Origin of the sequence: Mesorhizobium sp. M1409 (genome assembly GCF_040317535.1) — a bacterium.
Taxonomy (GTDB): Bacteria; Pseudomonadota; Alphaproteobacteria; order Rhizobiales; family Rhizobiaceae; genus Mesorhizobium.
The window spans coordinates 237509-263945 of sequence record NZ_JAMYKV010000003.1 but is presented as its reverse complement, the minus strand read 5'-3'; the positions used below and the strand labels follow the sequence as shown (position 1 = coordinate 263945).

The following is a 26437-nucleotide window of genomic DNA, read 5'->3' as shown; positions in this document are numbered from 1 at the left end:
CGCAGCTACCTGCGTCGGTCGACCGGCCACGTGCCCTGGCCGGTCGACCTGAGTAAGCTCATTCGGCTGCCTGCAGGTTGATCTTGCTTTCCGCCATTTCGGTGAGCTTGCGATCGGTCGCCTGTTCTTCCTTCAGGTTCTTGGCCAGGACGTTGGCGCAGTCGCCGCGGCCAAGCTGCTTGGCCCAGGCGATGAGCGTGCCATAGCGTGTCATCTCGTAGTGCTCGACTGCCTGCGCCGAGGCTATTAGCGCCGCGTCGAGAACCTCCTTGTCGTCGACGTCGCCGCTTACGTCGTCGGCTTCCTCGAGAATGCCGTCGATCGCCGGGCAGTTGACCTCCTTGGCCTTGACGCCATGCAACTCGAACACCTGCTCTACGCGCTCGATATGGCCCCTGGTCTGGTCGAGATGTTTTTCGAATCCGGCTTTCAATTGCGGGTCGGTTGCCTTGTCGATCATCTTCGGCAGCGCTTTCTCGATCTGCCTTTCTGCGTAGTAGATGTCGCGCAGCGTGTGCACGAAGAGATCGTCGAGTGTCTTGATGTCCTTCGAAAAGAAGCCCATGGCCTTACCTTTCATTGTTCTCAAGGTTGATTTCGGCGGCGGCTTTGCCCGCCGCCCGCGAACGCCGGAAACTGGTCCCGGCTTGCTGGTCAACGTGCCGGTACCGGAGGAGTTCCTGGTCTCCGGGGCGAAACCGTTGCTCCTTTTTCGAAACGCCGCGATTCAATTCCGATGGGAGCCTTTGTCTCGATCACACGTTCTAACCGGAATGCAAACCGGAACCGTGAAAGGTCGAGAATGTATTTCATTGCGTTGGCGACGGACTATGACGGCACGCTGGCTCATGACGGGATCGTCGCTACGAAAACGCTGGCTGCCCTTGAGCGGTTCAAGAAGAGCGGCCGCAAGCTGGTTCTCGTCACCGGGCGCGAACTGCCCGATTTGAAGCGCGTCTTTCCCGAAATCGGCCTGTTCGACAAGGTCGTCGCCGAGAATGGAGCGCTGATCTACACCCCGGCCAGCGAGGAAGAACGGGTGATTTCGCCATCGCCGGAACCCAAATTCGTCGCCAGGCTGAAGAGGTGCGGCGTCAAGCCGCTTTCGGTCGGGCGATCGATCGTCGCGACCTGGGAGCCCCACCAGGCCACCGTGCTCGAGGTCATCAAGAAACTGGGACTGGAACTGGAAATCATCTTCAACAAGGGCGCGGTGATGATCCTGCCGAGCGGCATCAACAAAGCCACCGGACTGACCGCGGCACTTCAGGATCTTCGGCTTTCGACGCACAATGTGGTGGGTGTCGGCGACGCCGAGAACGACCATGCCTTCCTACAGGCATGTGGCTGCAGCGTCGCCGTCGACAATGCAATTCCCGCGGTCAAGACCACAGCCGATCTGGTCATGCGTGGCGCCCGTGGGAAAGGCGTGGAGGAACTGGTCGACAGACTGATCAAGCGCGATCATGAGATCGTGCCGAGGCGCCATGACGGCATCGTTCTCGGATCCGCCGGCGGCGACGAGATTTATTTGTCGCCGACCGATACTGTCCTCATCGCCGGCAGTTCGGGCATCGGCAAATCCACCTTGGCCACCGCGCTGACGGAACGCTTCGTCGAGAGTGGGTTTCAATTCTGCGTCTTCGATCCCGAGGGCGACTATGACGGTCTCGAAGGCGCGGTTCGGCTGGGGGACGGCTCCAGCGCGCCGACAAAGGCTCAAGTGCTGGATCTGATCGCCAAGGCCGACAGCAATATCGTCGTCAATGGGCTGGCCCTGCGCGTCAATGAGCGGCCGGATTTCTTTGCCGACCTGCTGCCTGGCCTCGGCAGTTTCCGCCGTCGCACCGCGAGACCGCATTGGCTCGTCATCGACGAAGCACACCATCTCCTGCCCAAGCGGCGCGACGATACGCGGGCGATCCTGTCATTGGAATTGCCGGGCACGATCTTGATCACCGTTCACCCGGAAGCGATCTCGACCGACGCCTTGCGCCTGGTGACGGCCATCATTGCGCTTGGCCCCAAGGCGAAGGACGTCGTGAAGGTCTTCTGCAAAGAGACCGGCATCGCGCCGCCTAAGGAGATCTCCTCGCCCAAGGGCGAGCGCGTGTTGTTCTGGCGGCCGCAGAAACGCAAGAAACTCGCCATGGTCAAGGTGATCGAGCCACGCCAGTCGCTGAAGCGGCACAGCCGCAAATATGCCGAGGGGCAACTCGATGAGGCGGGCAGCTTCTATTTCCACGGTCCCGACGATGCGATGAATCTCAGGGCCCACAATCTGATGATCTTCGCCCAGATGGCTGAAGGCATAGACGACAAGACCTGGGAGTTTCACCTGCGCGCCGGCGACTATTCCGATTGGTTCCGCCATCAGATCAGGGACAAGGACCTGGCACGCGAAACGGCCGAGGCGGAAAAGGACGAAACGCTTTCAGCCGAGGAAAGCCGCAAGCGAGTGCTCGACGCGGTTCGGCGGCGATATACGGCACCCGCCACGGCGCCGGAATGAGGCGGAACGACCAGGCCGGCGCCATTGCTTCTCCACGCGGAAACCCTACTCAGTCAGGCAGCGCGGCGACCGCGACAATTTCAACAACGATGTCGGCTTGCGCAAGCGCCGCAACCCCGATCACCTCCGAGGGCGGCGGGTTGTTGTAGCTACAGTGCTTCGGGCAATGCTCGGCAAAGAACTGGTCCAGCACGTCGAGGCGAAAATTGGGAGAGCTCAGAACGCCGCCATCGGGAAATGGCCCCTTGATGAAGAAGGTCAGCCGGATAAGATAGTCGAGCGCGCTACCAAGTTCCTCCAGATCTGATTTGATGTTCGTCAGAATTGCGCGCCACTGTGCCGCCGCATCGCCAGCGAAGCCACCTCCCCTTTTGCCGGCTGGGTCGTAATCGTCGGCAGTTGCCGTGTTTCCGCAGAGGTAGACAAATCCCCTTGCTCCGGTAACGACCGTGCCTTTTCCCCACGGCATCAACCGGCCGTTTTTGAACTTCTTATGGGTTACGAGTTCCATGTTCCCGTTCGGCGCCGTCGCGCCCCCTGATCGTCAGACGATCAAATCGTCTATTCTGATCGGCAGATCTCGAATGCGCTTGCCAGTGGCATGATACACGGCGCTCGCGACAGCGGCCGCCGTCCCGACATTGCCAAGTTCCCCCAATCCTTTGACGCCGGCCGGGTTGACGTCCGGATCGACCTCCGGGACGAGGATGACGTCGACCTGTTTGATGTCCGCGTTGACCGGCACCAGATAATCCTGCAGGTCACGATTGACATAGCGGGCGTTGCGCCGGTCGATTTCCGTCGCCTCGTGAAGGGCCTGGCCAATACCCCAGATCATGCCGCCCATCAGTTGGCTGCGCGCGGTGCGGGTGTTCATGATCCGCCCGGCGGCAAAGGCGCCGACGATGCGCGGCACCCGGATTTCGCGTGTGTAACTGTTGATGCGGACTTCGACGAATTCGGCGCCAAAGGCATATTTCACCGAATCCTCGTCCTGATCGCCGCCGTGGAATTCCGCCTGCCCGGCATAGAGTTTCTTCAGCGCTTCCGGCGTCGAACCCTTTGGCGCAAACTCGGCGTATTCCTCTATCGCACCGACCTGCATCGCCTTGAAGACATCCGACAGCTTGGCGGATTTGCCGCCGCTAGCCACGATCTTCTCTTGTTCCATTTCCAGTCTGGCATTGCCGGAACCAGCCAATGGCCCGTCTCCAGCAACGGCAGCCGCGAAAAGTTTTCCGCGCACCGCGTCACAGGCCTTCAGAACCGCGGAGCAGACGCTCGCAGTCGAAATCGAGCCGCCCGAGACCGGCGCCGGCGGCAGTGCACTGTCGCCCATCTCGACGCTGACCTTGTCAATCCCTATCCCTAGACGCTCGGCCGCCATCTGGCCTGCCACGGTGCGCACACCGGTGCCAATCTCATGCGAGCCGCACTGAACGCGAACCTGGCCATCGGCGGTCAGGCGAACACGGGCCGCGCATGGCGCGCTGGCCGTTGGATAGATGGCGGTCGCGCAACCCATGCCGACCAGCCAGTCGCCATCACGCATCGACCCAACCGTGGCATCGCGCTTCGACCAGCCGAAGGCTTGCGCAGCCTGGTCGTAGCATTTGACCAGCGACCGGCTGGAGAATGGCTTGCCGCCGATCGGCTCCTTTTCAGGCTCGTTGATACGCCGAAACTCGACAGGATCCATCCCGAGCGCCACGGCCATTTCGTCCATGGCGTTCTCGAGCGCGTAGACATAGGGCGTCTCGGGCGGCGAGCGCATGTAGCCCGGTGTGTTGCGATCGGCATGGACGAGCGAAACATGAGTGAGCACCGAACCATAGTTGTACATGCGGCCGGTGGCCGACGTGCCGCCGACGACATAAGAGTCAGGGCGTGATGTCACCTCCCAGCCCTCATGTCCGAACGCCGTGATGCGGCCGTCCTTGCCGGCGCCTATGCGGATTCGATGCCGAGTCTCGGCGCGATAGGTCTGGGTGTTGAAGGCCTGCATGCGGCTGACGACGCAGCGTACCGGCCGTCCAACACGCTGCGCCGCAACCGCGACAATTGCCGTGCGAGTCGTCATCGGCCCCTTGGAGCCGAAGGCGCCACCGACATAAGGGCTGACAATCCGCACATTGGCAGGATCGATCTTCAACTGCCGGGCGAGTTCGATTTTCCAGCCGGTGACATTCTGGCTTGGTTCATGGATGGTGAGTTGATCGCCTTGCCACATCGCCGTGGTCGAAAACAGTTCGATCGGATTGTGATGTTGGGTCGGCGTCGAGTATTTCTGGTCGATCTTGACGGCGGCGGATGCATAGGCAGTGTCGAAGTCGCCGGCTTTGACATCCTCCTTCAACATCGGGCTCTTACCGGCCGCCGGTTCCACCATCGCGCCTTTGGAATCGAAGCTGGCGCTGGGCGGTTCGTCTTCGTAATCGGCGCGGATCAACATCGCCGCCTCCTCCGCCGCCTCGAATGTCTCGGCGACAACCATCGCGATGATCTGGCCGTCGTGGAAAATTGTCTTGTCGTGCAGGGGTGCGATGGAGCTCGCGCCAGTGTTGCCAAATTTCGGCGTGTCGGTCTTATCCATGTCGCCGTAGGTCATGATGTCCAGCACTCCGGGCACGGCCCTGGCTTCATCGGTATGGAGTCTGGAAACCTTGCCCCGAGCGATGCTGCTGGTGGCAAGAGCACCATAAGCGACGTTGGCTGTGGCGATGTCGGCCGGATAGCTGGCCTGCCCGGTAACTTTCAATCTGCCGTCGATGCGGACAACCGGTTCGCCTTGGTTTTCTTTTGGAACTGGCGCGGCTTGATTCATGGCTCAGACCTTCATGTCGCGTGTTTCGAGCAGCGCTCGCACCAGCGTGCGCTTTCCGAGCGGGACCTTGAACGCGTTGTGTTCGCGCGGTTTGGCATCGGCAAAAGCAGCGTCGGCAGCCTCTTCGGCCACATCCTCTTCCAGCACCTTGCCTTGAAGCGCATCCTCCGCCGCCCTCGCACGCCATGGTACGGTTGCGACCCCGCCCAGCGCTATGCGCGCTTGCCTGACAGTGTCTCCATCCATGTCCAGCGCGACCGCCGCCGAGGCCAACGCGAACGCATAGGATTCGCGATCGCGTATCTTCAGGTAGTGCGAACGACGGCTCCATGCGCCGAGCGGAACATCGATGGCGACGATGACTTCATCGGCGGCCAGATCCGTCTCGATGTCGGGCGTCTCGCCGGGAAGCCGATGCAGTCTGGCGAACGGGATCTTGCGCGGACCATGGCGTCCCTCCACCTCGACGACCGCATCCAGCGCAATCAGGGCCTGCGCGAAATCGCCGTGATAGGTAGCGATGCAGGCATCGCTGGTGCCGAGCACGGCATGCTGGCGGTTGAACCCTTCCATCGCCGCACAGCCGGAACCGGGCTCACGCTTGTTGCACGGCCAGGAGGTTTCGCGAAAATACTCGCATCGCGTTCGCTGCAGCACGTTGCCGGCAAGGCTCGCCATGTTGCGAAGCTGACCGCTGGCGGCGAATTTCAGGCTATCGGCAAGGAGCGGGCAGCGGCGCCTGACGTCATTGTTGTCAGCTGCTTCGCCCATCCGGACCAGCGCCCCGAACCGGATGGTGTCATCGCTTACCCTGATCCGCCGCAGGGCAGGCTCGGCAAGATTGTTGAGATCGAGCAATCGTTCAGGCTGCGCGACGCCAAGCTTCATGTAGTCGGCCAGATTGGTGCCGCCGGCGATGAACTGGGTGTTGGCCTGTGTTGGCGCAACATGCCTGGCGTCGAGGTGGGACGCCATGGCGATCGCCACCGAAACGCTCGTTGGTCTTTCATAGACGAAAGGACGCATCCTAGGCCCTCCTGATCTCGTCGCGTGCCTGGATGATCGCCGCGACGATGTTGGGGTAGGCAGCACACCGGCACAGATTGCCGCTCATGTGCTCGCGGATGTCATTGTCCGACCCGGCATGGCCTTCGTCGATGCAGCCGATGGCGGACATGATCTGGCCCGGCGTGCAGTAGCCGCATTGAAAGGCATCATGGTCGACAAAGGCCTGCTGCACCGGATGCAGCTCTCCTTCAGCTGAAGCCAGGCCTTCCACGGTCGTGACCTCGCGGCCTTGGTTCATGACGGCGAAGCTCAGGCAGGAGAGCACCCGCTTCCCATCGACAAGAACGGTGCAGGCACCGCACTGACCGTGGTCGCAACCTTTCTTGGTGCCGGTCAGGCCAACATGATCACGCAGTGCGTCGAGCAGGCTCGTGCGATTGTCGAGCGCGAGAGTGTAGGCCTGCTTGTTGATCCGCATCGAGATCGTCGACAGATCGCGCGGCCCGGCCGCTTTGGCGGTCGGCGGCTCGGCCGCTTTTGTGGACGTGGCTACGAGCGGCATTGCCGCTGCCGCCGAAACAGAGCCCGTCATGAACGAGCGTCTGCTCAGGCCGCTGGGACTTGTGGAATTAGACATGGCTGGCTTCCGGCTGGCTGGGGTCTCAAGCGGACCAAACTGTTCGCGGGAAACAAAGTTCCCTCCTCACATCGCTGTGATCGCTTCTTTTGCAGCGCGGTCATGCGGAACTTCAGCCGCAGGGCGGTGGTTGTCCTCGACAGGCTCCAAGGAAGGAGACGATCATGAGCAGTGATCGGGGCGATCGACGCAGCGATCGAAATGGTGATGAAGGCCCTGTCTTTTCGGCTGAGCAGGCGCGGCAAGGCGAGATCATCCTGCGAACCCGCACACGCCGTATCATCTTCGTCGCAGGCCTCGTCGGTATTGTGATCCTCATTGCGGTGGTCAGATTCGCTGTCGGCTGAATGGCTTCGGCTGCAATCCCCGAAAAATGCGAACTGTCTCGCTAACCTGTTCGTCAGGAACTTTTGTGAACAGCTGCCGTTGACCCGAAAAAAGCCGTCGGCGCCTTTGCTTGAGAGTTCTCCCGTGGACGCGAAAACCGAAACCAAAGAACCAGACAAAACCAGAGATCCGCGCGGCGCTTCGAGCAAGGCCAGATCGGAAGCGTCGGCAAAACGCAAGGGCGATGCGGCGCAGCCCGACACCCCGGAGCGCGAAGCGCGGGACAAGGAAGCGGATGATCAAAAGCCCAGCCTCCTGAGCTTCCCCCGGCGACACCCTTACATGTCCATTGCAATCCTGATCGTGGTGTCGCTGGCCGCCGTGGAACTGATCATGTGGTGGCTGAATGCCCGCCAATATGAATCGACCGACGATGCCTTCATCGACGCCCGCACCATAACCATCGGCGCCGAAATATCGGGACGTATCACCGACCTCGCGGTGACCGACAACCAACTCGTCAAGGCGGGCGACGTCCTGTTGCGCATCGATGACAGCGACTATCAGGCCAGCCTCAAACAGGCCGATGCCGGCGTGATCTCGGCGCAAGCCGACATTGTCGAGATCGGGGCTCGGATTGAAGCCCAAAACGCAAAGATCGATGCAGCCCGGAAGCAGATGGCGCAAGCCCAGGCGGCACTCGATTTCGCCAAGGCCGAGGACAAACGCAACCGTGAACTTCTGGCCAAGGGCACGGCCACCCAACAGCAGGCTCAGCAGGCAGCGTCGACGCTGCGTCAGGATCAGGCTGCTCTCGATAGCGCTGAGGCCAACGTGACTGCCGCCAAGAGCCAGGTCGTTGTCTTGCAGGCACAGATCAAGAGCGCCGAAGCCAAACTCGATCAGGCCAAGGCGAGCCAGGACCAGGCGCGCACCACGCTGTCGCGCACCACCATCACCGCACCGGTTTCCGGACGAGCAACGAGCATCTCGGTTGCCAACGGTTCCTATGCCCAACCCGGCCAGGTGCTGATGATGTTTGTTCCCGACGAGGTCTGGGTGAAGGCCAACTTCAAGGAAACACAGCTCGATCTGATGCGGCCGGGACAGCCGGTCGATATCGACATCGACGCCTATCCGGAAAGATCCTTCCATGGCCGCGTCGACAGCATCCAGGCGGGCAGTGGCACCGCCTTCAGCCTGCTGCCGGCCGAGAATGCCACCGGCAACTTCGTCAAGGTGGTGCAGCGTGTGCCGGTGAAGATCGTCTTCGACAGACCGCCCGGCGTGCTGCTAGGCCCTGGCCTGTCGGTGGTGCCGACAGTCAAGGTACGATGAGTGGCGAGATGGCCAAAGACCAAAGCGAAAGCCGGTCCGCCGCCGGTGGGCGCAATCCCTGGCTGATCGCCATCGTCGTCTCCATCGCGACCTTCATGCTGGTTCTGGACACCTCGATCGCCAACGTAGCGCTACGCAACATCGCCGGCAGCCTGGCGGCCGGGATGGACGAAAGCACCTGGGTGATCACCACCTATCTGGTTGCAAATTCCGTGATCATCCCGGTCAGCGGCTGGCTGGCCAGCGTGATCGGCCGTAAGCGCTACTACATGCTGTGCGTGGCGACCTTCACCATCGCTTCGCTGCTGTGCGGACTGGCGCCAAATCTGGAATTGCTCATCCTTTTCAGGATCCTGCAAGGTCTCGGCGGCGGCGGTATGGCGCCAAGCGAACAATCCATCCTCGCCGACACTTTTCCACCCGAAAAACGCTCCCAGGCGTTTGCCCTCTATGGCATAGCCGTCATCGTCGCACCGACGGTCGGGCCGACCATCGGCGGCTGGCTGACGGACCATTTCTCCTGGCACTGGATTTTCTTCATCAACGTGCCGTTCGGTATCATGTCGCTCGCTTTGGTGCAGTGGCTGGTCGTCGAACCGGACGTGCTTGAACGCGAACGCCAGGAGCGGTTGCGAGGCGGCCTCAGGATCGACTGGGTCGGGTTTATTCTGGTGGCGACCGCGCTTGGCTGCCTGGAAATCTTCCTTGACCGAGGTCAGCGCAACGACTGGTTCGCATCGGGTTTCATCACGACTTTCGCGGTGATTTCGGCGATCTCGTTCCTGCTGCTTATCCCGTGGGAGTTCAGCCACCGCGATCCGATCGTCGACATCCGGCTGCTGTTCAGCCGTCAGTTCGGCACGTCGTTCCTGGTGATGATGGCGGTCGGCGCCGTGCTGTTCAGCACCACGCAGTTGATGCCGCAGCTGCAACAGACCGCTTTCGACTACACGGCGACCCTGTCGGGCCTCTCGATGATGCCGGGCGGCATCGCCATGCTGATGCTGATGCCGATTTCCGGATTTGCCGCCGGCATCGTTCAGCCCAAATATTTGATCATGATGGGCATGTCGGTTGTGGTGGTCGCCTTGTGGCACATGACGTCGCTCACCCCGGACGCCAGCTTCCGTTTCTTTGCCTTTGCACGCATCTTCCTGATGATCGGCCTGCCGTTCCTGTTCATCCCCATTTCGACGGCGGCTTACGTCGGTCTCGCTCCGCAGCAGACCAACCAGGCCTCGGCGCTGATCAACGTTGCCCGCAACATTGGCGGCAGCATCGGCGTGTCACTGTCCAACACGGTGATCGCTCAAAGCGCGCAACTGCATCAGGCAAATCTTGTCGGCCACACCGCGCAATCCTCACCAAGCTACCAGCAGGTGCTGCGTCAGGTAACCGAGCATTTCGTCGCTCAGGGCTCACCGATGGTCGAAGCGAAGCAGCAGGCGATCGGCTGGCTCGGGCAGTTGATCGCGCGCCAGGCCTCATTGCTCGCCTATATCGACGTCTTTCGGTACTGCGCAATCGCGACCGCCCTGTTTGTTCCCCTCGCTTTGCTGCTGCGTTCTCCAAAACCCAAGCCCGATGGGCGATAGTTCCACGCCTTGCGTGCATGCTGCGTTCCAATTGAAACTCCTCATTGGAGCTCGCCGGAACGGTCGTCTGGAGCCGCATTGTCTCAGTGCTGTGGACCGCGTCAACCGGACACGGCCGTATGGTGAACAGGATAGTTTTTCCCGGTTTCATATTCTGGCCAAGGAATGGCAAAAAGCATCTGTCCCGCCCGGTCCGCAGTTATGCGAAACGATAGGGTTTGATCTCCGCATGCCATGACGAGGCAGTTTCGTGGGATCGGGTTGTTTTTCAAATTTCCGATTGGAACTCCCTCGCTGGGTTTCCGTTCAGGCTCTACAGAACAGGAGAACTGTCATGCCACGAGGCGACAAATCGAAATACACCGACAAGCAGGAACGCAAAGCCGATCATATTGCGGAAGGCTATGAGAAGCGCGGGGTCTCCGACCAGGAAGCTGAAAGGCGGGCATGGGCGACCGTCAACAAGGACGATGGCGGCGGTAAGACAGAAGGCGGCTCCGGGCGCGGCAAACATACCGGCCATCCCGCGGCGCACAAGGGCGGCAAAAGCGGCGGCAGGGCATCCGCGTCACGGTCAGCCGCGAGCCGATCGGATTCGGCAAAGAAAGCCGCGGCAACACGTAAGCGGAACGCCGAACATCGAGTTCATTGACCTGGACGAAGCCACTCAGACTGACAAGGCTCAACGCGATGGGAGTGCCGGCATGAAATCGCAGCTCGTCAACGAGATCAGCGGGCAAAGGACATTCGTCGTGGTGCTCGACCCCGGCGAAGAAGCGTTCGCCGCGGTGACCGCCTTCGCAGTCAACCAGAAAGTCGGCAATGCATCCTTGACCGCCATCGGGGCTTTCGAAAGAGCGACCGTGGGCTGGTTTGATCCGAATGCGAAGACCTATCGCAAAATCCCGATCGACGAACAATGCGAGGTCCTGAGCGCGATCGGCGACGTTGCGCTGGGCGACGATGGCAAGCCCAGCCTGCACGTCCACGTGGTGCTCGGATTGAGCGACGGCACCACTCGGGGTGGGCATCTGCTTGACGGCATCGTTCGGCCAACGCTCGAAATCACCCTGGTGGAAGCGCCCGGTCACCTGCGCCGCCGCAAGCGTCCCGAGCTCGGCGTCGCTTTGATCGATCTGGACGCGTGAAGCGCAAAACCGGCCTCACTCAGGCGCGATCTTGTCACGCCTTCCTGCTCTTCTCCGCGGGCACCTCGTCCGGCGCGGCTTCCCAGCCAAAGACACTGCGACCGCCAAGCAGATGCGACTGGTCGAATTCTCCGGCGACAATTTCCTTCAGGCTGGGGCCGGTGACGTATCGTTCGACCTGCCGCGACTGGTCGTCCAACCGCTTCAAGGCGCCGATTTCTTCTTCGTGACCAAGTTTCGCCTTCTGCACGGCGGACTTCAGCACCCCGATGGTCTCGTCATAGACTTTTAGAGGCACAGGGAATGGGTGCCTGTCCTTACCGCCATGTGCCAGCGAGAACCGGCCGGGATCGGAAAAACGGCACGGCGCGCCATGCACCACTTCGGCGACAAGGGCCAGCGCGCGCACCGTGCGCGCACCGACACCTGGTACCAGAAGGAGCTCGGAAAAGTCCTCGGGGCCGCGTTCGGCAGCGGCCGCCATGTTTCCATGCAGCCGACGCATGATGACATCGCTTTCGCGCACATCGTGGTGAGCTGGCATGATCAGATGCGGCAGCAACAGCTGTTGCGGTGCCGGTGCCGCGCCGCGCTCCAATGCGGCGAACTCCTTGAGGATGCGATCCGGCCCAAGGTCCTGCAACAGATCCAACTGTCCCTGGCGCGAAGCTTCGGCGCGCCGGTCGGTCAGATTAACGATCTCGCCCTGGTTGGCGCCTTCGATGGCGGTGTGCGGCTGGTCGACGAAACTCTTCAAACCTTCGGACAGCCAATGATAGCGGCGCGCCACCTTGCTGTCGCCGTTCATGCCTTGCTGGACCACGACCCAGTCGCCGTCATCGGTGACGATGAACCCGTGCAGATAGAGGTCGAAACCATCCTGGACGGCGGCGCTGTCCACCTTGGCGACAAGCCGGCTGACGGTTGCCAGGCTCGCTCCGTCAAAGCCAACGCGTTCGCCGATGATTGCAAGTTCATGCGGGATTTTGCGCGAATGCGTGCCGCGGCCGCCGCAGACATGAATGCCCAGTTCGCCGGAGAGCGGCGTCAGACCGCGTTTCAAGGCGCCGACGACGCTGGTCGTGATACCGGACGAGTGCCAGTCCATGCCCATGACGGCGCCGAAGGATTGGAACCAGAACGGATGCGCCAACCGGCGCAGCAACTCGTTGCGACCGTAGTGATGAATGATTGCCTCGCACATCACGGCGCCAAGGCGCGTCATGCGGTCGCCAAGCCATTTCGGCACGCGTCCGCCGTGAAGTGGAAGATCAGCACTGCCCGATCGTTGCGCCACGTCTGTTCCTATGCCTGCTGTTCCCTCGAAATAGGTATCCCAGACCGCAGGCAGAAGCACTCGATGCTTCTGCCTGGCTGAAGCCCGGCGACATCAAATCCAGTGCGACAGTACCACCTCCATCTCGACGGTCTCGACCTGCTGGGCAAATCGCTGGTGATAAACGGTCAGCAGCGCATCATGCGTCGCGTCGGAAGAACTGCACAGCGCGTCCGTGACGAGAACCACGCGATAACCGAAATCGATTGCTCCGAGCACCGTGGCCAGAACGCATACATCGGTTTCGCCGCCAGTGATGACCAGCGTATCGATATCGCGCTCTGCCAGAAAAGCCCTGAGCCGGCCCTCAAACCAGGGCGAGTAGATGTGTTTGTCGATGACTGCCGCCGGCGGGCAGTAAGCGGCCAATGCCGGCAACAGGTCGACCATTTCGTCGCCGATACTTTCGATAGTCATCGTGGTCCAGTGCTCATAGTAGCGCTTCCATGTGCCTACACCCTGCCCCGGCTTCTGGGCAGGCAGGAAGCGCGTGAAGACTGTCTGTTGCGCCTTCCTTTCGACCAGGCTCTCGATGCGAGGGAGCACGCGAGTGATCCATGGAGTGGCCCACTGTGACGGCTCGGCAAACAGCCGCTGCATGTCAACACAGACATGCATGCAGCGGTCGCCCAGAGGCCCGTATGCCAAACCCGGCATCGACATCAGGAAGTCCGTACGCGGTCGGATTTTTTCACGAGCTTTTCCTTGCCATCGAAGGCATCGATCAGAACGTCCCGTGCCGGCACTCGTTCCTTGTCGCTTCAGGAACCGACATCAGCCATCGACGTTTCCGCCTCATGGATCCGATGCCATCCGCTGGAAGAGCCCACTGGTGAGGCGGACGGCGCTTCAACGAAATCCTTGCGGCAAGGAACAATAGCCTCGGCGACTTGGAGATGAAATCACAGGAGATTCCGATGGCCGCGCCTGGGCATTCGACAAGCGGCCGGGACAGCGACGATGAGCATTTTCTATCGAGCGGCCAAGATTGCGGAAGAGGTTCACGCAGCGCAGCGCGACAAGACCGGGCGGCCCTATATCGAGCATTGCCGTCGTGTCGTCGACGCTGTCGAGACGATGGATCAGAAGGTCGTCGCCTATCTGCATGATGTCCTGGAAAAAGGCGAAGGCTGGTCACGAGCCAAGCTTGAAGCGACCGGGTTTGGACCGTCGATTGCTTCCGCGGTCGATGCCATGTCGCGCAGAGACGGCGAGGACTATTTCACGTTCGTGCGGCGGGCCGCATCGAATCCGCTGGCGCTGCCGGTAAAACGCGCTGACCTCGAAGACAACATCTGGCAGTCACGGCAAATTGGAGCCTCGACAGCCAAATACGAAGAAGCCTTGCGCATTCTCGATGAGGAATTCTCCGGGCGCTAGCAAATGCCTGCCAGAGGTCCAACGATACTATTCCCTGACATGTGGCGTGTGCCGTTTGTCCTCCACCGGGTCGATATCGATGCGCGCCTTTTCTGGATCGAAAGCACCATGACGTGCAATGGCCCGCGCTGCCGTATCCGGCGTCTCGTATGCCCACATGAAGTCATCGGCCGCGCCACCAACTGCATGGACACGCCAATAGCTAGCGGTTCCCTTCAGCGGTGAACTGCTTGTCGTGTTTGTCTTTTCGAAAAGCTCGAAATAGATGTCCTCGAACGGAATATAGAACACCGGCTCATGTCCCTCTTCCCTGAGTACCTTCGCGCGCTCCGTGGCCGCGACTATGGCGTCGGAGAATCGCACCGTTACCGTGCCGGCAAACGGTTCTATGGTTAGTGGGCGGTGGTGTTCTGAAGTTGCGACTGAAGTTTGCATCCGAATTCTCCGTGGCTACCGATTGATCGCGACGGCGTTCCGGTTCGCCATCCATGGAGACGAAATGCGCGGCGATGCATCAGGTTCCAGCTTGTCCGATGAAGCCGACTGACTGCCGAGCCAAGCGCTTTATCGCCTGCCGTAACTGTCGAGAAAGCTCGCCAACAGTCGCGAAACCTCTTGTGGGGCCTCACGTGTTGGGAAGTGCCCAACCGCATCCAGGACCACTCGTTTGTAGGGCGCGGTGAAATGCTCCTCCAGCCCTTCCGACGATGCGGTCAGCACAACACGGTCGTCGCCACCATGAAGCGTCAAGGTCGGCACCGTGATGATCTTGACCGATGTTTGCCGGCCGGCCAGATCCGCGTAGCGGGGATCGGGCTCCGCCTCACCCCAGCGAACCCGATAGGAATGCAATGTCACGTCAGGCCAATCCGGATTTTCGAAGGATGCAGCCACTTCATCGAAAATGGCATCGTCGAACCAGCCCAACGGGCTCCAGCTGTCCCATTGGAATCTGGCGAATTCCTTGCGATTCTTTCGCACGAACTCGGCGCCCCGCGCTGTTGCCATGAACCATTGATACCAAAATGCTTTCGCCTGTTCGGGCGCTGGCGTTGCCGGCTTGCCGGGTTGCCAGCCAAGCGACAGCGCGGCACAGCACCTGATGCGATCGGGAAAAATCGAGGCCAGGAGGTAGGAGATCCGAGCTCCCCAGTCGTGCCCGACGACCGCAAAGCGGCTGAGGCCAAGCGCGTCGGCAAAGTCGAGCACATCGCGCGCCATTGCAGCAATTTCGCCGGATCGCATGGTTTCCTTCGACAGGAACGATGTCCGTCCAAAACCTCGCAGCCACGGCGAAAACGTCCGAAAGCCGGCCTCATGAAGGACCGGCGAAATGCGCGCGTAAGTGGTCGCGTCGTCCGGCCACCCGTGCAGCAGGACAACGGGCGCACCGTTTTCTGGCCCGCCACCGAGATAGGCGATGCGCAGCAGTGGCGTATCGCAAGATGAAATAGGGTTCATTTGCTCTCCGGCGCTGTAACCGGCTGGTCGCCGCCAGTCGTCGACTTGGGTCTGGCATCCTGGTCAACCTGCGGGTTCTTGTTGATGGTGTCGGTGTTGGCTTTCGTCGGTTCGACGCTGTTATCACAGGCGCCGAGCGCAAGAGCAGCAGCCAACACCAGAAGCGACAAGGATTTCTTCATCGAAACCTCCTCTGACTGATATTCGACAAACGAGGCTCCGCGAATTTGGTTGCCTTGCTGGATGCTCGGGCCAGCCTTCAATCCTTCGAGCTTTTTGAGCCGGCGCTGACTGTCGGGTCGGGCACGACAGGGCCGCGTTCGGTCTCGGGACCTTCTCCCTCGATCTCCTGCACGGCTTGATCCCAGTGCTCCTGCTCGCGTCCAGTCGGACGGCCCTCCCGTTCCCAGATTTCATAGGCACGCCGTTTGATGCGCTCTTCCCTGCTGTCCATGACACCGATCCTCCGATCCATCAGTCTCAATTCCGGACGATATTTTTTGTTCCTCGGAGAGAGCCACTGCGGGCGCCGCGGATTCAAACAAGCCGCATATGGATTGCGTGCCCAACCGCTTGGTTATTGCCGTACCGACGTTTTTTCGTGACATGCCAGCGCTGGCGGATCAATGTATCCGACTGTTGATCCGCGCTCTGCACGCCTAGGCTCCACCATCGCCTGGTGGGCAGTGCCCTGATCGCCCGGATCGAAAGACCTGACGGGCATTTCGAGACCAAGGTGACGCCCATGCGGGAATTGCCGAAAGACATCGACGCCGATGTGGTGATCGAAATCAGCAAACTGCTGGACGACAGTCCGCTTTTCGTCCCCGTCCGGGTTCATGAGCTTGCAGCCAGGGTGAGGCAGAAGGTGAAGACAGGTCTGCCGGACCTTTCGATCGAAGAACTGATCGTGGAAATGGCCTCTGTTCGCCGGTTGGCCATGGCGTTCGATCTCCCTGGATCGGAGAATGTGGTGCAGATTCCGATTCGCCATCCGCGCCGCTAAATCCGGTCCCCCAGCCTGACGCTACGACGTCGTTATCTCGTCTGCCAATCGATCGCGCGGCTTACAGCCAAGATGGCGTCGTCGGGAACCTAACGTGCGACTACGGATTGAGTGCGCACGGGAGTTCGAGTCCAGGTCATTGCGATGCCCCTTAATCCGGATTGGCAAGATATCGCGGCACGGTTGGTTTTGACTTTGCTTGCCGGTGCGCTGATAGGATTGGATCGTGAAGCGCGCGGCCACTCGGCAGGGCTGAGGACAACCATTCTGGTCGGACTGGCCGCCGCTCTCACAATGGCACAGGCAAATCTGCTGCTGGGAGTCGGCGGCAAAAATCCCGATTCCTTTGCCTCCATGGACGTGTTGCGCTTTCCGCTTGGCGTGCTGACCGGCGTCGGCTTTATCGGCGGCGGCGCCATTCTTCGCCGCGGCAACCTTGTCAGCGGAGTCACAACGGCTGCCACATTATGGGTGATGACCGCGATCGGGCTGGCGTTCGGCGGTGGTCAGTATGGTTTGGGGGTGGCTGGGACGGCGCTTACCTTGTTGACACTTCTCGTGCTGAAATGGGTCGACGTGCGCATTCCCCGCGACCATCACGCCGAACTGGATATCGCCTGGAAGGCGGGAAAGACCGGCGATCTCGGCGAAATCGTCAGGCCGCTCGGTTACCGGGCACGGTTGGTCGGAATGGAGCGACGCCCGGATCACCACGACCCTGTATTCTCATTTGAAATTGGCTGGACGCGACCGGACCGTAGCGGCCCGCCGACAGATTTGCTTTCTCTCTTGGACCAGCACTGCGAAGTCAAAAAATTCAGCCTGGTCAGCGAACCGGCGCACTGAATGGAATTCCTTGTTGGTTCGAAGAGCGCTCGGCTTTTGTGGTCTTGGCAGTCACGCATCGCCATCTCGGAACAAAGCTTTTTGGTTCAAGTTTACCGAACGAAGGGACGAACTTTTCCCAGGAGATTTCCTATGAAACATGTTCTCATGACCAGCATGCTGGCGATCGGTCTCGGCTGCGGGATGGCGATGGCTCAGACACAACAGCCAGCCGAAAGCCCATCAGGAGCGGATACCAACTGTACATCCGCGAAGGCTAACTGCCAGCCCGGCTCGAAGATGGGCGAGCAGGCGCAGGGGAAGACCAAGGTCCAGACTGACGAGCAGGCCCAGGGCAAGGCTGGCGCCACCACGGACCAGCAGGCGCAGGGCAAAGCCAAGATCCAGACCGACGAGCAGGCCCAGGGCAAGGCTGGCGCCACCACGGATCAGCAGGCGCAGGGCAAAGCCAAGGTCCAGACCGACGAGCAGGCCCAGGGCAAAACTCCTGCACAGGATACGACTTCGACCGGCTCGATCAACAATGTCACGGTTGAACAGAAAACCCAGATCACCCAAGTGATCAGGGAGACAAAGGTCGAGCCGGTAGCCAGTGTCGATTTCGACATCTCCATAGGCGTGGAAGTTCCGCGGCACAAAATCAGGCTGCATCGTTTGCCGGCGCGCATCGTCAAGATTGTCCCGGCTTACGAAACTTATGAATATTTCCTGCTTGCCGACGGTCGGATCGTCATCGTCGATCCGGATACGTTCAAGATCGTGCTGATTCTGACCTAACAGTTCCGGCCACCGCGATCCGCCCCGCCCATGTCGGGGTGGACCGCCCACTGCAATGAGTACGCAGTGGCGAGAATCTTCTATCGCCTCCGGGCACCAAAGACGCCCTCACCATGAATGACTCAGCAGCGTGATGGGTGAAAGCAGTCGGCCCGGCAGGTTCAGAAGCTAAGCCATAGCCGCTCTTAACAGCGTATATCGCTTGATGGCCACGGCGGATCGGCAAGGTCGGCCCGGCGTTCTCACCGAGGCGCGGGTTTTCGATTGAGGGAGATTTTCGCCTCCTTCGCCAGTTTCCTTGCCTGAAGGGTCGGCATCGACGTTGCCCTTCAGCGCCTTGCGAATGGCGGAGAGGTCCTTTGCCATACCGCAGTCCTATGCGCTCTTGCGCTTCGCCGCGGTCGACTTCGCCTTGGTGGTGGGCTTGCCACCCTCCTGCGCCAGGCTCTTGCGCAAAATGTCGGCAAGATTGACGACGTTGGTCTTGGGTTCTGGCGCCGGCTTCGGCGGCTTCTTGCCCTTGCGCTTTGCCTCGATCATCGCGATGAGCGCGTTTTCATAGGTGTCTTCGAATTTCGACGGGTCGAATTTGGCGGGTTTCTTGTCGATCAGTAGCTGGGCGATCTCCAGCATCTCCGGATCGACTTTACGGTCCTTCAGGCCTTTGAATACCGACCGAGCCGAGATCATCTCGTTGTGATTGCGCAGCTCGGTCAGAAGCATGCCTTTGCCTTCTGCCTGGATCAGCACTTCCCTGCCGCGCTGGTACAGCACCACGCAGGAGCGGGCGGCCACCTTCTTGTGTGCCATTGCATCGCGGATCACAGCATATGCTTCCGCGGACGCGGCATCGGCAGGAACAAGGTAGTAGGGTTTTTCGAGATACCGGGCATCGATGTCATCAATCGGTACGAAGCCGCCAACCTCGAGCGTGTGCTGCGACACCAGCTTGAGCTTCTTGATTTCAGCCGGCTCGATCCGAACGAAGTCGCCTTTTCCGGTCTCATAGCCTTTCAGCTGGTCTTCGGCTTCGACCGTTTCGCCGGTTCCTTCGTCGACATAAGCGCTCCTGACCGGCAATCCGTCCTTGCGGTTCAGGATCTTGAAGTGAATTCTTTCGGCCTCGGTGACGGCACCGATGATCTTGACCCCGCATGACACCGATCCGACCTTCAGGAAGCCTTTCCAGGCAGCACGCGGCACAACCATTGCAATCCTCACGACTCGCCAATGGATTCTGAACGAGTGGTGCCGCGAATGGTTCCTGGTTTGATCGCGGGCAAGCTTGGCGACCCGAGACGTTTCGGAACCCCGTCCTTACTTCGACAGCGACCGGAGGCTCGGCACCTCGAGCATCGACGACCGCCACATCGCGGTTGCCCTGCAGCACATGAACGCCTGTTAATAGAACAATCGGAAAATCATGACCGCCGCCGCCAGCGTCATGATGCCTGTCGCTGCCCAGCCCACCAGGCGCACAGCCATCGGTACAACGGCATTTCCCATCACGTCGCGTCGCGCTGTCATCAGCATCATCACCATCATTACCGGGACCGCGACCACGCCGTTGACCACCGCGCTCCAGTAGAGGGCTTTGATCGGATTGACAGGCGTAAAATCGAGACACGCACCAAGGAACGTCGCCAGCGCGATCGTTGCGTAGAACGCTTTCGCCTTCAGCGGTTCGCGCTCCAGCCCGATCGGCCATTTGCGCGCCTCGCCGAGCGCATAGCCGGCCGACCCGGCAAGGACCGGAATTGCCAGGAGCCCGGTACCGATGATGCCGAGGGCAAAGATTGTGAAGGCGAACTGGCCGGCGACGGGTTTCAGCGCTTCCGCGGCCTGGCTCGAGGACGTTATGTCGGTGACGCCCCCGGCATGCAGTGTGGCGCCCGCGGTTATCATGATGGCAAGCGCCACCAGATTCGAGAATGCCATTCCAACATAAGTGTCCAGCCGGATGCGCTTGATGGCGTGGGTTGACCGCCGCGGTGCCTTTTTCAGAGGCTTGCGTCGACCGGCTTTTTCTTCTTCAACCTCCTGCGAAGCTTGCCAGAAAAACAGATAAGGGCTGATGGTCGTGCCGAAAATGGCCACGACCGTGGTCCAGAATTGCGGGTCTGGCGACAATGTCGGGATGAACAGTCCGCGCGCGACTTCCGCCCATTGCACGTGCACGAACAGGATCGTACCGAAATAGGCAAACAGCGAAACGGTCAGCCATTTCAGGATCGAGACGTAGCGGCTGTATTTCAAGAATATCTGAAGAACCACCGATATGCTCGCAAAAAGCGCGACGTAAAGCAGTTGCGGGCCGCCAACGATAAGCCGCAACGCATCGGCCATGGCACCAAGGTCGGCGCCGATGTTGATGGTGTTGGCGATGAGAAGGAGAAAAACAATCGCCTGCAGCAGCCAGTTTGGATAATGGACCCGCATGTTGCCGGCGATGCCCCGGCCGGTGGTCCGGCCAATGCGCGCGCTGATTTCCTGAACGACCGACATCAGTGGGTAACTGAACAGCATCGTCCACGCTAGTCCGTAGCCAAGTTGCGCGCCGGCCTGCGAATAGGTGGCAATGCCGCTCGGATCATCGTCGGAGGCTCCGGTTATCAAGCCCGGCCCGAGGACGGTGAGAAGACGCGATTTTGGCGCCCTCACCCCACCGGAAGCATTGGCGTTCAGCGCTCTCTCCTTCGCTGTTGTTTTATGTCAGGCATTACAAAGCCCGCCGCTCGCTCGGAAGCGACGAGCCGAACATTCGCGTCAGGCGACGCTAGATGCGCCCGAGAACGACCAGGATGATGACAATAAGCAGCACCAGACCAAGACCGCCGCCACCATAATAGCCGGTGCCGTAGAATGGCCCGCCGCCAAGTCCACTAAGGCCACCAAGCAATGCAATAATCAGAATGATGATGAGAATGGTCCCGAGACTCATGACGTTCTCCTGTCCGCGGCTTCCCTCCGTTGCGAAACGCAGCGGCGCCCGCCTGCTGAGACTATGAACTCGCCACAAGCCTTCCTGTTCCCGGGCGAGTTCCACTGGTTCTGACATGTTGGTTCTTGGCAGTTTCAACATGTCTTGAACAAGGTCACTCCGTGACACCTGGATAGCCTTGGCTTTTCAACAATCCAGCGAGATGAGCGGCGTTGGAAGCAGCCATTTCGATCGTGCCAGAGACCTTTTCCGGTGTTCCCGGCAAGTCGACATAATTGACATCCCCCATGGCTTCGCCAACCCAATAGATTCCGCTATTGGCGGGAATGGTGAAGCCAACATCGTTCAGGGCTTGAAAACATTCGGCGTGGCAGTGATGCGCCCCATCCTCGTTGCCGACGATGGCCACCAAAGCCACCTTTCCTGCCGCCGGCATGCGCCCTTTGTCGTCGGTCTCCTCTAGAAACGCATCCATTCGCTCCAGAACGCGCTTGGCCAGGCTCGAGGGCTGGCCAAGCCAGATTGGCAGTCCGAGCACGAAGATGTCGGCCACCAGTATTTTCTTCCTGAGTTTCGGCCAATCGTCGCCCTTGCCCATATCGGAAAGCACACCTGGCTTGATATCGTGATCGACCGAACGCACGATCTCGCCTTTGACACCGTATGGCACCAGCGCCGCCAGAACATCGGCAAGCAACCGGTCCGTGGAGGATCTTTCCCTGTCGTTCGAAGCCTTGAGCGAGCAATTGAGGGCGAAAGCTGTAAGTGGCATGTGAAATCTCCTGCGTTATCCCCAGCCAACCGCAATCGCCGCGACTGCCATGCGGCGGAGCGTTTATGCAACTTGTTGCGGGATTGCTCGGCATTTAACGCCGAGGGTAAAGCCTAGTTCCGAGGACGGACACGGCAGGCAGACCGTTAGCCGGCAGCACAGCCACGTCTTTCCCGTCGACCTGGCACAAGAATTCTAGGCTTTTTGCCATCCATTGCGGAACCAGAAAGCAACCATATCGGTTCTTGAGCAGCCGCTTCGCACTGGGCGGCGAGAAGTGGCTCCCCTCCCACTTCGTCACGGTCCCGCCGGCTCGGAGCCGGCGGGATTTTGAGCCCGACGCATGATGGGAACGGGCGACGACGTCGAGCAACACCGGCTGACCCAGTCGGCAATCTATTCGACCGACCGTCGTTTCCCCGGAGTTCTTGTGAATGGATACGGATACAGTGCTCGTCCAGACCCCAGAAGTAAGCGGCCTGCGGTTGGCGGTGTCCGTGGCCGGCGATCCGGATCGACCAACCCTGATCCTTCTCCACGGCTGGCCCCACTCCAGAGAAATCTACGATGGAGTGATCGATGAGCTCGGCAAGCGATATTTTACTTTGGCTTTCGATCTTCCGGAGATTGGCGGATCGCGAGGTGCCCCGCCATCGGCAGAGAAGAAAGTCCTGGCAGATATCGTGATTTCAGCCGCCGAGGCGATTGGCGCCAGGTCCATGGTGGTTGCCGGCGTTGACGTCGGCGGCATGATCGCTTTCGCCGCCGCGCGCTACCACGGCGACCGCATCGTTGGCGCGGTGCCGATGAATACGGTCATCCCCGGCCTTCATCCATGGGCTGATGTAATCGCAAACCCGGCCATCTGGCATTTTGCGTTCCATGCGGTGCCGGAGCTGCCGGAATTATTGGTGACTGGCCACCAGCGTGCGTATTTCGACTTCTTCTTCGATCTGCTCGCTGGCCGTCATGGCGCCGTGACGAATGAAATGCGGCAGATATTCACCGCGGCCTATTCGAGGCCAGAGGCACTCGAGGCCGGCTTCGACTGGTATCGCGCATTTGAAGCGGATGCCAAGGCCAACGCCGTTCCGGCAAGCATCGAGGTTCCACTTCTCTACATCCGCGGTGACGCGGACTTCGGATCGATCGACGACTATCTCGAAGGTTTGAGGCTATCGGGTGCGAAGAACCTGCAAGGCCATGTGATCGCCAATTGCGGCGAGTTTCTGCCTATCGAGGCACCGGAGGCATTCGTCAGGGCGCTGGCGGAATTTGCACCAAGATAGCACATTCGAATGCTGCTCAGCGCTCCGCGGTGCGAAGCGCCGATATGAAAACCAGCAGCAGCGCCAAGGCATTGAGACCCGCGGCGATGGCATGCGAATATTCCCATTGGCGTCGGAGCAACTCCCAGTTTTCAGGCAGAATGGTCCAATTCCGCGTAGCCCGATTGATCGGATAAGTCAGCGTCCAGAAGGCAAACTGCGTGGCACCGATGCTGAGAAAGGCGACCACGATCAAACCAAACGATCCGCCTGATCGGTAAAGCAAAACTGCCAGGGCAGCCGTCGAGAGTAACGCCCCCAGCACCACGATGCCAAACAGGCTCCAGCCATCATAGGCGCGTTGCGCGGCCAGATAGCTCGTCCCGTCAAGCTTCATCTTGTTGAACATCGCGAAAAGATGCGCGCCGGCCGGGATGAAAGCCAATGCAACGAAGATGAAGCTGATCACTCTCAGACCATAGATCGCCATATCCGGTCTCCTCTCGAGGAGACAGCTAGGGCATCCGGTATGGTTGGAAAGGTGGTTTTGAATCGTGCGGCCAGGCCCGATACCCGCAATCCGGTGAGCGCCTGGTGGATTGCGGAAGTCACGTCGCGGCTGTGCACCAGCGCGTTGAAGAGGAACAGCTTGCGTTCAAGGACTCGTGAGAGCCGGGTCGCGGAGCCCCAGGATTCTGAAAGGCCAGTGCGCGATGCGTCAGGAATTTTGGGAGCGCAATGTCCGCAAGGTAATCGAATATCGGTGCTCGGCAAGCGGCGGGATGCTGTGCTCCCATTCCGTGCGCGAGGGACCGGTCATGAGATAGGCCGACCGTGGCTCGACGAGGATGGTCTGTCGATCCCACCTGGTTCCATTCTTTCGCCGGAGGCGGAAACTGCAAGGCGCCAGCAGCGAAACGCCCGCCACGTCTTCGAAATGAGGCTTGTCGCGGTGCCAGCCGATGCCAGCGCCAGGCTGGTACTCGTTGATCAACACCTGCGCGAAAGCTTCGGCTGGCCGGCTAGCCAAGATCGCGACCTTCTTGCGCAGAGACAACAGAAAATCAGGTATCGGGGGCTTACTACCTGTCGCGTGGATTGCCGAATTCCGCATCGCGCTTCCTCGAATATCGATCAACGCGTGGCAGGTCGTCGCGCCGTGGAACCGGATAATCCCGAGCGGGTTCTGTCCGAGTGACATCGGGTGCCGACATGCCATCGACTGTGATCCGCGACACGAGCTACGCCCCCGCGACCAGGATCCTTTCCGTCTGGTTCGTGCCGAGCGGTATTCGCTATGACTATGAGGACGTGGCCCCGGCAACCTACGCCGCTTTCAGAAAGGCCTCATCCAAAGGCCGTTTCTTCAATGAATTCATTCGTGATCGTCACAAATATCGCCGCTTTGGGGAACGGCAGGCCGTCGGGAAATGAAGTGCTCGATCCGGGCCTGCGGGGTCACTGTCCTGACAGCTTCTGCTTGATTTTCTTTATCATGCCGTCGTGAGATTGACCCATGAAACGGTTCTCGATGCCGGCCCATTCAGACATGCGCACGATGTCCTCGAAGCCCGCGAGGTCGACGCTTGCTTCCGGCACCAGCGGCTTGCCTTGCCGCAAATCGTCGAGCGCCTGCTGCAGGGCATGGACAGCGCGGAACAAAAGCGTCGTCGGATAAAGGATCATGTCGTAGCCCATTTCATGCAACTCGGCAGGCGATTGCCAGGGCGTCTTGCCGCCGCGCTCCAGGATGCTCGTGGCCAGTGGAACGTTTCTGAACGCCTCGCCGACCTGGGTCAGCTCCTCCACGCTGGTCGGCCCCTCGATGTAGACACCATCGGCGCCGGCGTCGAGATAGCGCTTGCCGCGCTCGATCGCATCGCGCAGCCCGTGCGGCTGCCGCGCATCGGTGCGGGCAAGCAGGAAGAAAACCGGGTCGGCGCGTGCCGCGACGGCGGCGCGAATCTTTTGCTCCATGAATTCCGGCGCAACGACCTCCTTGCCAGCCATGTGGCCGCAGCGTTTGGGTGGCTTCTGGTCCTCGATGAACAGAGCCGAGGCACCGATCGCCTCGTAGCTCCTGACGGTGCGCGTCACATTCTTGACGTCGCCATAGCCATCGTCGCCGTCGATCAGCACCGGCAGGTCGGAAGCTTCGACGATCTCACGTGCCCTGGCATGCTTTTCGCCAAACTGTTCGAGATCGATGTCGGGAACCGCGTGCATGGCCGCGACCATGGCGAACCCGCCGATCTGATAGGCCGGGAATCCGGCGCGCTCGATCAACCGGGCCGTCAGCGCGTCGCCCGCCGACGGCAACACCAGCGGCGCATTATGATCGATCATCGATTTCCAGGATAGACGCCGGACCATTTTCGAACCTCCCGTCGGAAACGCGATCGATAGATCGAGGTTCCAGGCGCTTTCGGGAGAGTGTTCGGGCCGAGATTGTGGCAACGCTGAAGCTGACACGGTCAAAGCGCCCGATTTCATGGGGCTCGCACGTGCCGTGGGAGGTAAAGGGCGGCACTTCACCTGGAAGATCTTTGCGGATTTGCCGGAAGCGCTCGCGGGTACCGATCCGGCCGGCGGTTTGCATCTGTTTGAGATCACGATCAATGGTGAGGTAGAACCAGCGGTCTCCGGCGAAATCGCCAAGCACCTTCGCTGAGCCTTGCGAGGGTTCCCGGCGAACTTCCGTATGACATTGACCCGAGCATCCTCACCATGGGCGTCGAGATGCGGCTGGCACTTGCAACGATATCCCGGTTGCAAGCCGCGCCGGTTCAGCGCAATTCGTCCGAGCCGTCAGCGACTCCCACGCGATGCCGATAGACCATTTCCCATCCCTTCCAGCCTGTAAACAGCAGGATGAGAACCACTATCAATGACAGGATCAGGCCGGTGGGGACCACAGCCGCCTCCCCATGTTCGTATCGGGAGTACCAGTTGTAAAGTTCGATCAGGACGACGAGTATATTTCCCCCTGCATGAAGCCATGCCGTTGTGAGATTGCGGATCTGAACGTCACCCAGAATGTCGGTCAGGCCGGCAAGAGCGGCCAGGGCCGCCATTATCAGGCCCGCTCCGAGAAGCCACAATGACCCGGTGACCCATCCCGGATTGCCTGTTCGCCAGAAGATCAGGTCGCAAACGAAGGTAGCAACAAAAAAAGCGATAGGGAACGGAATCAGCATGGGATGAATTGGATGGCCGGCGACGCTGGCTGTGCTGCGCGGGTTATGGGTCATCGTGATGCCT

The 26437-nt window shown here is 60.3% G+C and carries 33 protein-coding genes; 12 read left to right on the top strand and 21 right to left on the bottom strand.

Annotated features, from left to right (window positions below; all coding sequences use genetic code 11):
• Positions 1-58 precede the first annotated feature (58 nt).
• Positions 59-565, bottom strand: coding sequence for a YciE/YciF ferroxidase family protein (locus NKG99_RS04575; RefSeq protein ID WP_352864638.1), 507 nt, complete (start codon positions 563-565; stop codon positions 59-61).
• Between the two features lie 237 nt (positions 566-802).
• Here NKG99_RS04575 and NKG99_RS04570 point away from each other — a divergent pair, with 237 nt between their 5' ends.
• On the top strand, positions 803-2512 hold the full coding sequence (locus NKG99_RS04570; protein WP_352864635.1) for an HAD family hydrolase: 1710 nt from the start codon (positions 803-805) through the stop codon (positions 2510-2512).
• 49 nt (positions 2513-2561) lie between these two features.
• Here the strand turns inward: NKG99_RS04570 and NKG99_RS04565 are convergent, their stop codons facing one another.
• Genes NKG99_RS04565 through NKG99_RS04545 form a run of 5 tightly spaced genes read right to left on the bottom strand, consistent with a single transcriptional unit; the run spans position 2562 to position 7547 of the window.
• Positions 2562-3023 (bottom strand): RidA family protein, encoded by a 462-nt coding sequence (locus tag NKG99_RS04565; protein ID WP_352864632.1) that lies wholly within the window; start codon positions 3021-3023, stop codon positions 2562-2564.
• Between the two features lie 33 nt (positions 3024-3056).
• Positions 3057-5336 carry a xanthine dehydrogenase family protein molybdopterin-binding subunit gene (locus tag NKG99_RS04560; RefSeq protein ID WP_352864630.1) on the bottom strand — a complete coding sequence of 760 codons (2280 nt, stop codon included), beginning with the start codon at positions 5334-5336 and terminating at the stop codon, positions 3057-3059.
• A 3-nt stretch (positions 5337-5339) separates the two neighbouring features.
• Positions 5340-6362 carry an FAD binding domain-containing protein gene (locus NKG99_RS04555; protein ID WP_352864628.1) on the bottom strand — a complete coding sequence of 341 codons (1023 nt, stop codon included), beginning with the start codon at positions 6360-6362 and terminating at the stop codon, positions 5340-5342.
• Between the two features lies 1 nt (position 6363).
• Positions 6364-6936: a (2Fe-2S)-binding protein gene (locus NKG99_RS04550; protein ID WP_352864626.1), complete on the bottom strand. Its 573-nt coding sequence runs from the start codon at positions 6934-6936 to the stop codon at positions 6364-6366.
• A 14-nt stretch (positions 6937-6950) separates the two neighbouring features.
• Positions 6951-7547 carry a hypothetical protein gene (locus NKG99_RS04545; RefSeq protein WP_352864623.1) on the bottom strand — a complete coding sequence of 199 codons (597 nt, stop codon included), beginning with the start codon at positions 7545-7547 and terminating at the stop codon, positions 6951-6953.
• A gap of 103 nt (positions 7548-7650) precedes the next feature.
• On the opposite strand from NKG99_RS04545, the gene NKG99_RS04540 reads away from it, so the two are divergent.
• From NKG99_RS04540 to NKG99_RS04525, 4 genes are all read left to right on the top strand, one after another.
• Positions 7651-8646, top strand: coding sequence for an HlyD family secretion protein (locus NKG99_RS04540; protein ID WP_352864621.1), 996 nt, complete (start codon positions 7651-7653; stop codon positions 8644-8646).
• A gap of 8 nt (positions 8647-8654) precedes the next feature.
• Positions 8655-10241, top strand: a complete 1587-nt coding sequence (locus NKG99_RS04535; protein ID WP_352864618.1) for a DHA2 family efflux MFS transporter permease subunit — start codon at positions 8655-8657, stop codon at positions 10239-10241.
• A 334-nt stretch (positions 10242-10575) separates the two neighbouring features.
• The gene (locus NKG99_RS04530; protein WP_352864616.1) at positions 10576-10893 is read left to right on the top strand and encodes a plasmid stabilization protein; all 318 of its coding nucleotides are present in this window, start codon (positions 10576-10578) and stop codon (positions 10891-10893) included.
• Positions 10894-10945: 52 nt separating this feature from the next.
• Complete coding sequence (locus tag NKG99_RS04525) at positions 10946-11389, top strand: PPC domain-containing DNA-binding protein (RefSeq protein WP_352864614.1); 444 nt, start codon at positions 10946-10948, stop codon at positions 11387-11389.
• A gap of 34 nt (positions 11390-11423) precedes the next feature.
• Here NKG99_RS04525 and NKG99_RS04520 read toward each other — a convergent pair whose 3' ends face one another.
• Together NKG99_RS04520 and NKG99_RS04515 are read right to left on the bottom strand one after the other, a co-directional pair.
• Positions 11424-12686, bottom strand: a complete 1263-nt coding sequence (locus NKG99_RS04520) for a DUF763 domain-containing protein (protein ID WP_352864612.1) — start codon at positions 12684-12686, stop codon at positions 11424-11426.
• Positions 12687-12779: 93 nt separating this feature from the next.
• Entirely contained in the window at positions 12780-13388 is a 609-nt protein-coding gene (locus NKG99_RS04515; protein ID WP_352864610.1) for a cysteine hydrolase family protein, read from the bottom strand.
• 297 nt (positions 13389-13685) lie between these two features.
• On the opposite strand from NKG99_RS04515, the gene NKG99_RS04510 reads away from it, so the two are divergent.
• On the top strand, positions 13686-14105 hold the full coding sequence (locus NKG99_RS04510; RefSeq protein ID WP_352864608.1) for an HD domain-containing protein: 420 nt from the start codon (positions 13686-13688) through the stop codon (positions 14103-14105).
• Between the two features lie 27 nt (positions 14106-14132).
• Here the strand turns inward: NKG99_RS04510 and NKG99_RS04505 are convergent, their stop codons facing one another.
• The 4 genes from NKG99_RS04505 to NKG99_RS04490 form a co-directional block, all read right to left on the bottom strand.
• Positions 14133-14540, bottom strand: coding sequence for a DUF427 domain-containing protein (locus NKG99_RS04505; RefSeq protein WP_352864606.1), 408 nt, complete (start codon positions 14538-14540; stop codon positions 14133-14135).
• Between the two features lie 129 nt (positions 14541-14669).
• Positions 14670-15566 carry an alpha/beta fold hydrolase gene (locus NKG99_RS04500; RefSeq protein ID WP_352864604.1) on the bottom strand — a complete coding sequence of 299 codons (897 nt, stop codon included), beginning with the start codon at positions 15564-15566 and terminating at the stop codon, positions 14670-14672.
• Positions 15563-15748: a hypothetical protein gene (locus tag NKG99_RS04495; RefSeq protein WP_352864601.1), complete on the bottom strand. Its 186-nt coding sequence runs from the start codon at positions 15746-15748 to the stop codon at positions 15563-15565. The genes NKG99_RS04500 and NKG99_RS04495 overlap by 4 nt, the downstream gene beginning before the upstream one ends.
• A 77-nt stretch (positions 15749-15825) precedes the next feature.
• The gene (locus NKG99_RS04490; RefSeq protein WP_352864599.1) at positions 15826-16020 is read right to left on the bottom strand and encodes a DUF2934 domain-containing protein; all 195 of its coding nucleotides are present in this window, start codon (positions 16018-16020) and stop codon (positions 15826-15828) included.
• Positions 16021-16245: 225 nt separating this feature from the next.
• Here NKG99_RS04490 and NKG99_RS04485 point away from each other — a divergent pair, with 225 nt between their 5' ends.
• The 3 genes from NKG99_RS04485 to NKG99_RS04475 all read left to right on the top strand — a co-directional run bounded on the left by NKG99_RS04485 (position 16246) and on the right by NKG99_RS04475 (position 18195).
• Positions 16246-16572: a hypothetical protein gene (locus NKG99_RS04485; RefSeq protein ID WP_352864596.1), complete on the top strand. Its 327-nt coding sequence runs from the start codon at positions 16246-16248 to the stop codon at positions 16570-16572.
• Positions 16573-16716: 144 nt separating this feature from the next.
• Positions 16717-17418, top strand: a complete 702-nt coding sequence (locus NKG99_RS04480) for an MgtC/SapB family protein (protein WP_352864594.1) — start codon at positions 16717-16719, stop codon at positions 17416-17418.
• Positions 17419-17565: 147 nt separating this feature from the next.
• Positions 17566-18195, top strand: a complete 630-nt coding sequence (locus NKG99_RS04475) for a DUF1236 domain-containing protein (RefSeq protein WP_502913069.1) — start codon at positions 17566-17568, stop codon at positions 18193-18195.
• Positions 18196-18363: 168 nt separating this feature from the next.
• Here NKG99_RS04475 and NKG99_RS04470 read toward each other — a convergent pair whose 3' ends face one another.
• The 5 genes from NKG99_RS04470 to NKG99_RS04450 all read right to left on the bottom strand — a co-directional run bounded on the left by NKG99_RS04470 (position 18364) and on the right by NKG99_RS04450 (position 21908).
• The gene (locus tag NKG99_RS04470; protein WP_352864591.1) at positions 18364-18561 is read right to left on the bottom strand and encodes a hypothetical protein; all 198 of its coding nucleotides are present in this window, start codon (positions 18559-18561) and stop codon (positions 18364-18366) included.
• Between the two features lie 9 nt (positions 18562-18570).
• Positions 18571-19404 (bottom strand): non-homologous end joining protein Ku, encoded by an 834-nt coding sequence (ku, locus tag NKG99_RS04465; RefSeq protein WP_352864588.1) that lies wholly within the window; start codon positions 19402-19404, stop codon positions 18571-18573.
• A 192-nt stretch (positions 19405-19596) separates the two neighbouring features.
• Positions 19597-20811, bottom strand: coding sequence for an NRAMP family divalent metal transporter (locus NKG99_RS04460; RefSeq protein WP_502910903.1), 1215 nt, complete (start codon positions 20809-20811; stop codon positions 19597-19599).
• A 160-nt stretch (positions 20812-20971) separates the two neighbouring features.
• Positions 20972-21136, bottom strand: a complete 165-nt coding sequence (locus tag NKG99_RS04455; RefSeq protein ID WP_352864586.1) for a DUF3309 family protein — start codon at positions 21134-21136, stop codon at positions 20972-20974.
• Positions 21137-21290: 154 nt separating this feature from the next.
• Positions 21291-21908: a flavodoxin family protein gene (locus NKG99_RS04450; protein ID WP_352864584.1), complete on the bottom strand. Its 618-nt coding sequence runs from the start codon at positions 21906-21908 to the stop codon at positions 21291-21293.
• Positions 21909-22342: 434 nt separating this feature from the next.
• Between NKG99_RS04450 and NKG99_RS04445 the strand changes: the two genes are divergently transcribed.
• Positions 22343-23197: an alpha/beta fold hydrolase gene (locus tag NKG99_RS04445; protein WP_352864582.1), complete on the top strand. Its 855-nt coding sequence runs from the start codon at positions 22343-22345 to the stop codon at positions 23195-23197.
• A 16-nt stretch (positions 23198-23213) separates the two neighbouring features.
• Here the strand turns inward: NKG99_RS04445 and NKG99_RS04440 are convergent, their stop codons facing one another.
• Positions 23214-23666: a hypothetical protein gene (locus NKG99_RS04440; protein WP_352864580.1), complete on the bottom strand. Its 453-nt coding sequence runs from the start codon at positions 23664-23666 to the stop codon at positions 23214-23216.
• Positions 23667-23894: 228 nt separating this feature from the next.
• The gene (locus tag NKG99_RS04435; protein ID WP_352864578.1) at positions 23895-24377 is read right to left on the bottom strand and encodes an alpha-ketoglutarate-dependent dioxygenase AlkB; all 483 of its coding nucleotides are present in this window, start codon (positions 24375-24377) and stop codon (positions 23895-23897) included.
• Between the two features lie 11 nt (positions 24378-24388).
• Here NKG99_RS04435 and NKG99_RS04430 point away from each other — a divergent pair, with 11 nt between their 5' ends.
• Positions 24389-24610, top strand: coding sequence for a KTSC domain-containing protein (locus NKG99_RS04430; protein WP_352864654.1), 222 nt, complete (start codon positions 24389-24391; stop codon positions 24608-24610).
• 24 nt (positions 24611-24634) lie between these two features.
• Here the strand turns inward: NKG99_RS04430 and NKG99_RS04425 are convergent, their stop codons facing one another.
• Entirely contained in the window at positions 24635-25549 is a 915-nt protein-coding gene (locus NKG99_RS04425) for an isocitrate lyase/PEP mutase family protein (protein ID WP_352864577.1), read from the bottom strand.
• Between the two features lie 118 nt (positions 25550-25667).
• Here NKG99_RS04425 and NKG99_RS04420 point away from each other — a divergent pair, with 118 nt between their 5' ends.
• Positions 25668-25847 (top strand): hypothetical protein, encoded by a 180-nt coding sequence (locus NKG99_RS04420; protein ID WP_352864575.1) that lies wholly within the window; start codon positions 25668-25670, stop codon positions 25845-25847.
• 115 nt (positions 25848-25962) lie between these two features.
• On the opposite strand, the gene NKG99_RS04415 is transcribed toward NKG99_RS04420, so the two are convergent.
• Positions 25963-26427: a DUF2231 domain-containing protein gene (locus tag NKG99_RS04415; protein ID WP_352864573.1), complete on the bottom strand. Its 465-nt coding sequence runs from the start codon at positions 26425-26427 to the stop codon at positions 25963-25965.
• Positions 26428-26437 lie beyond the last annotated feature (10 nt).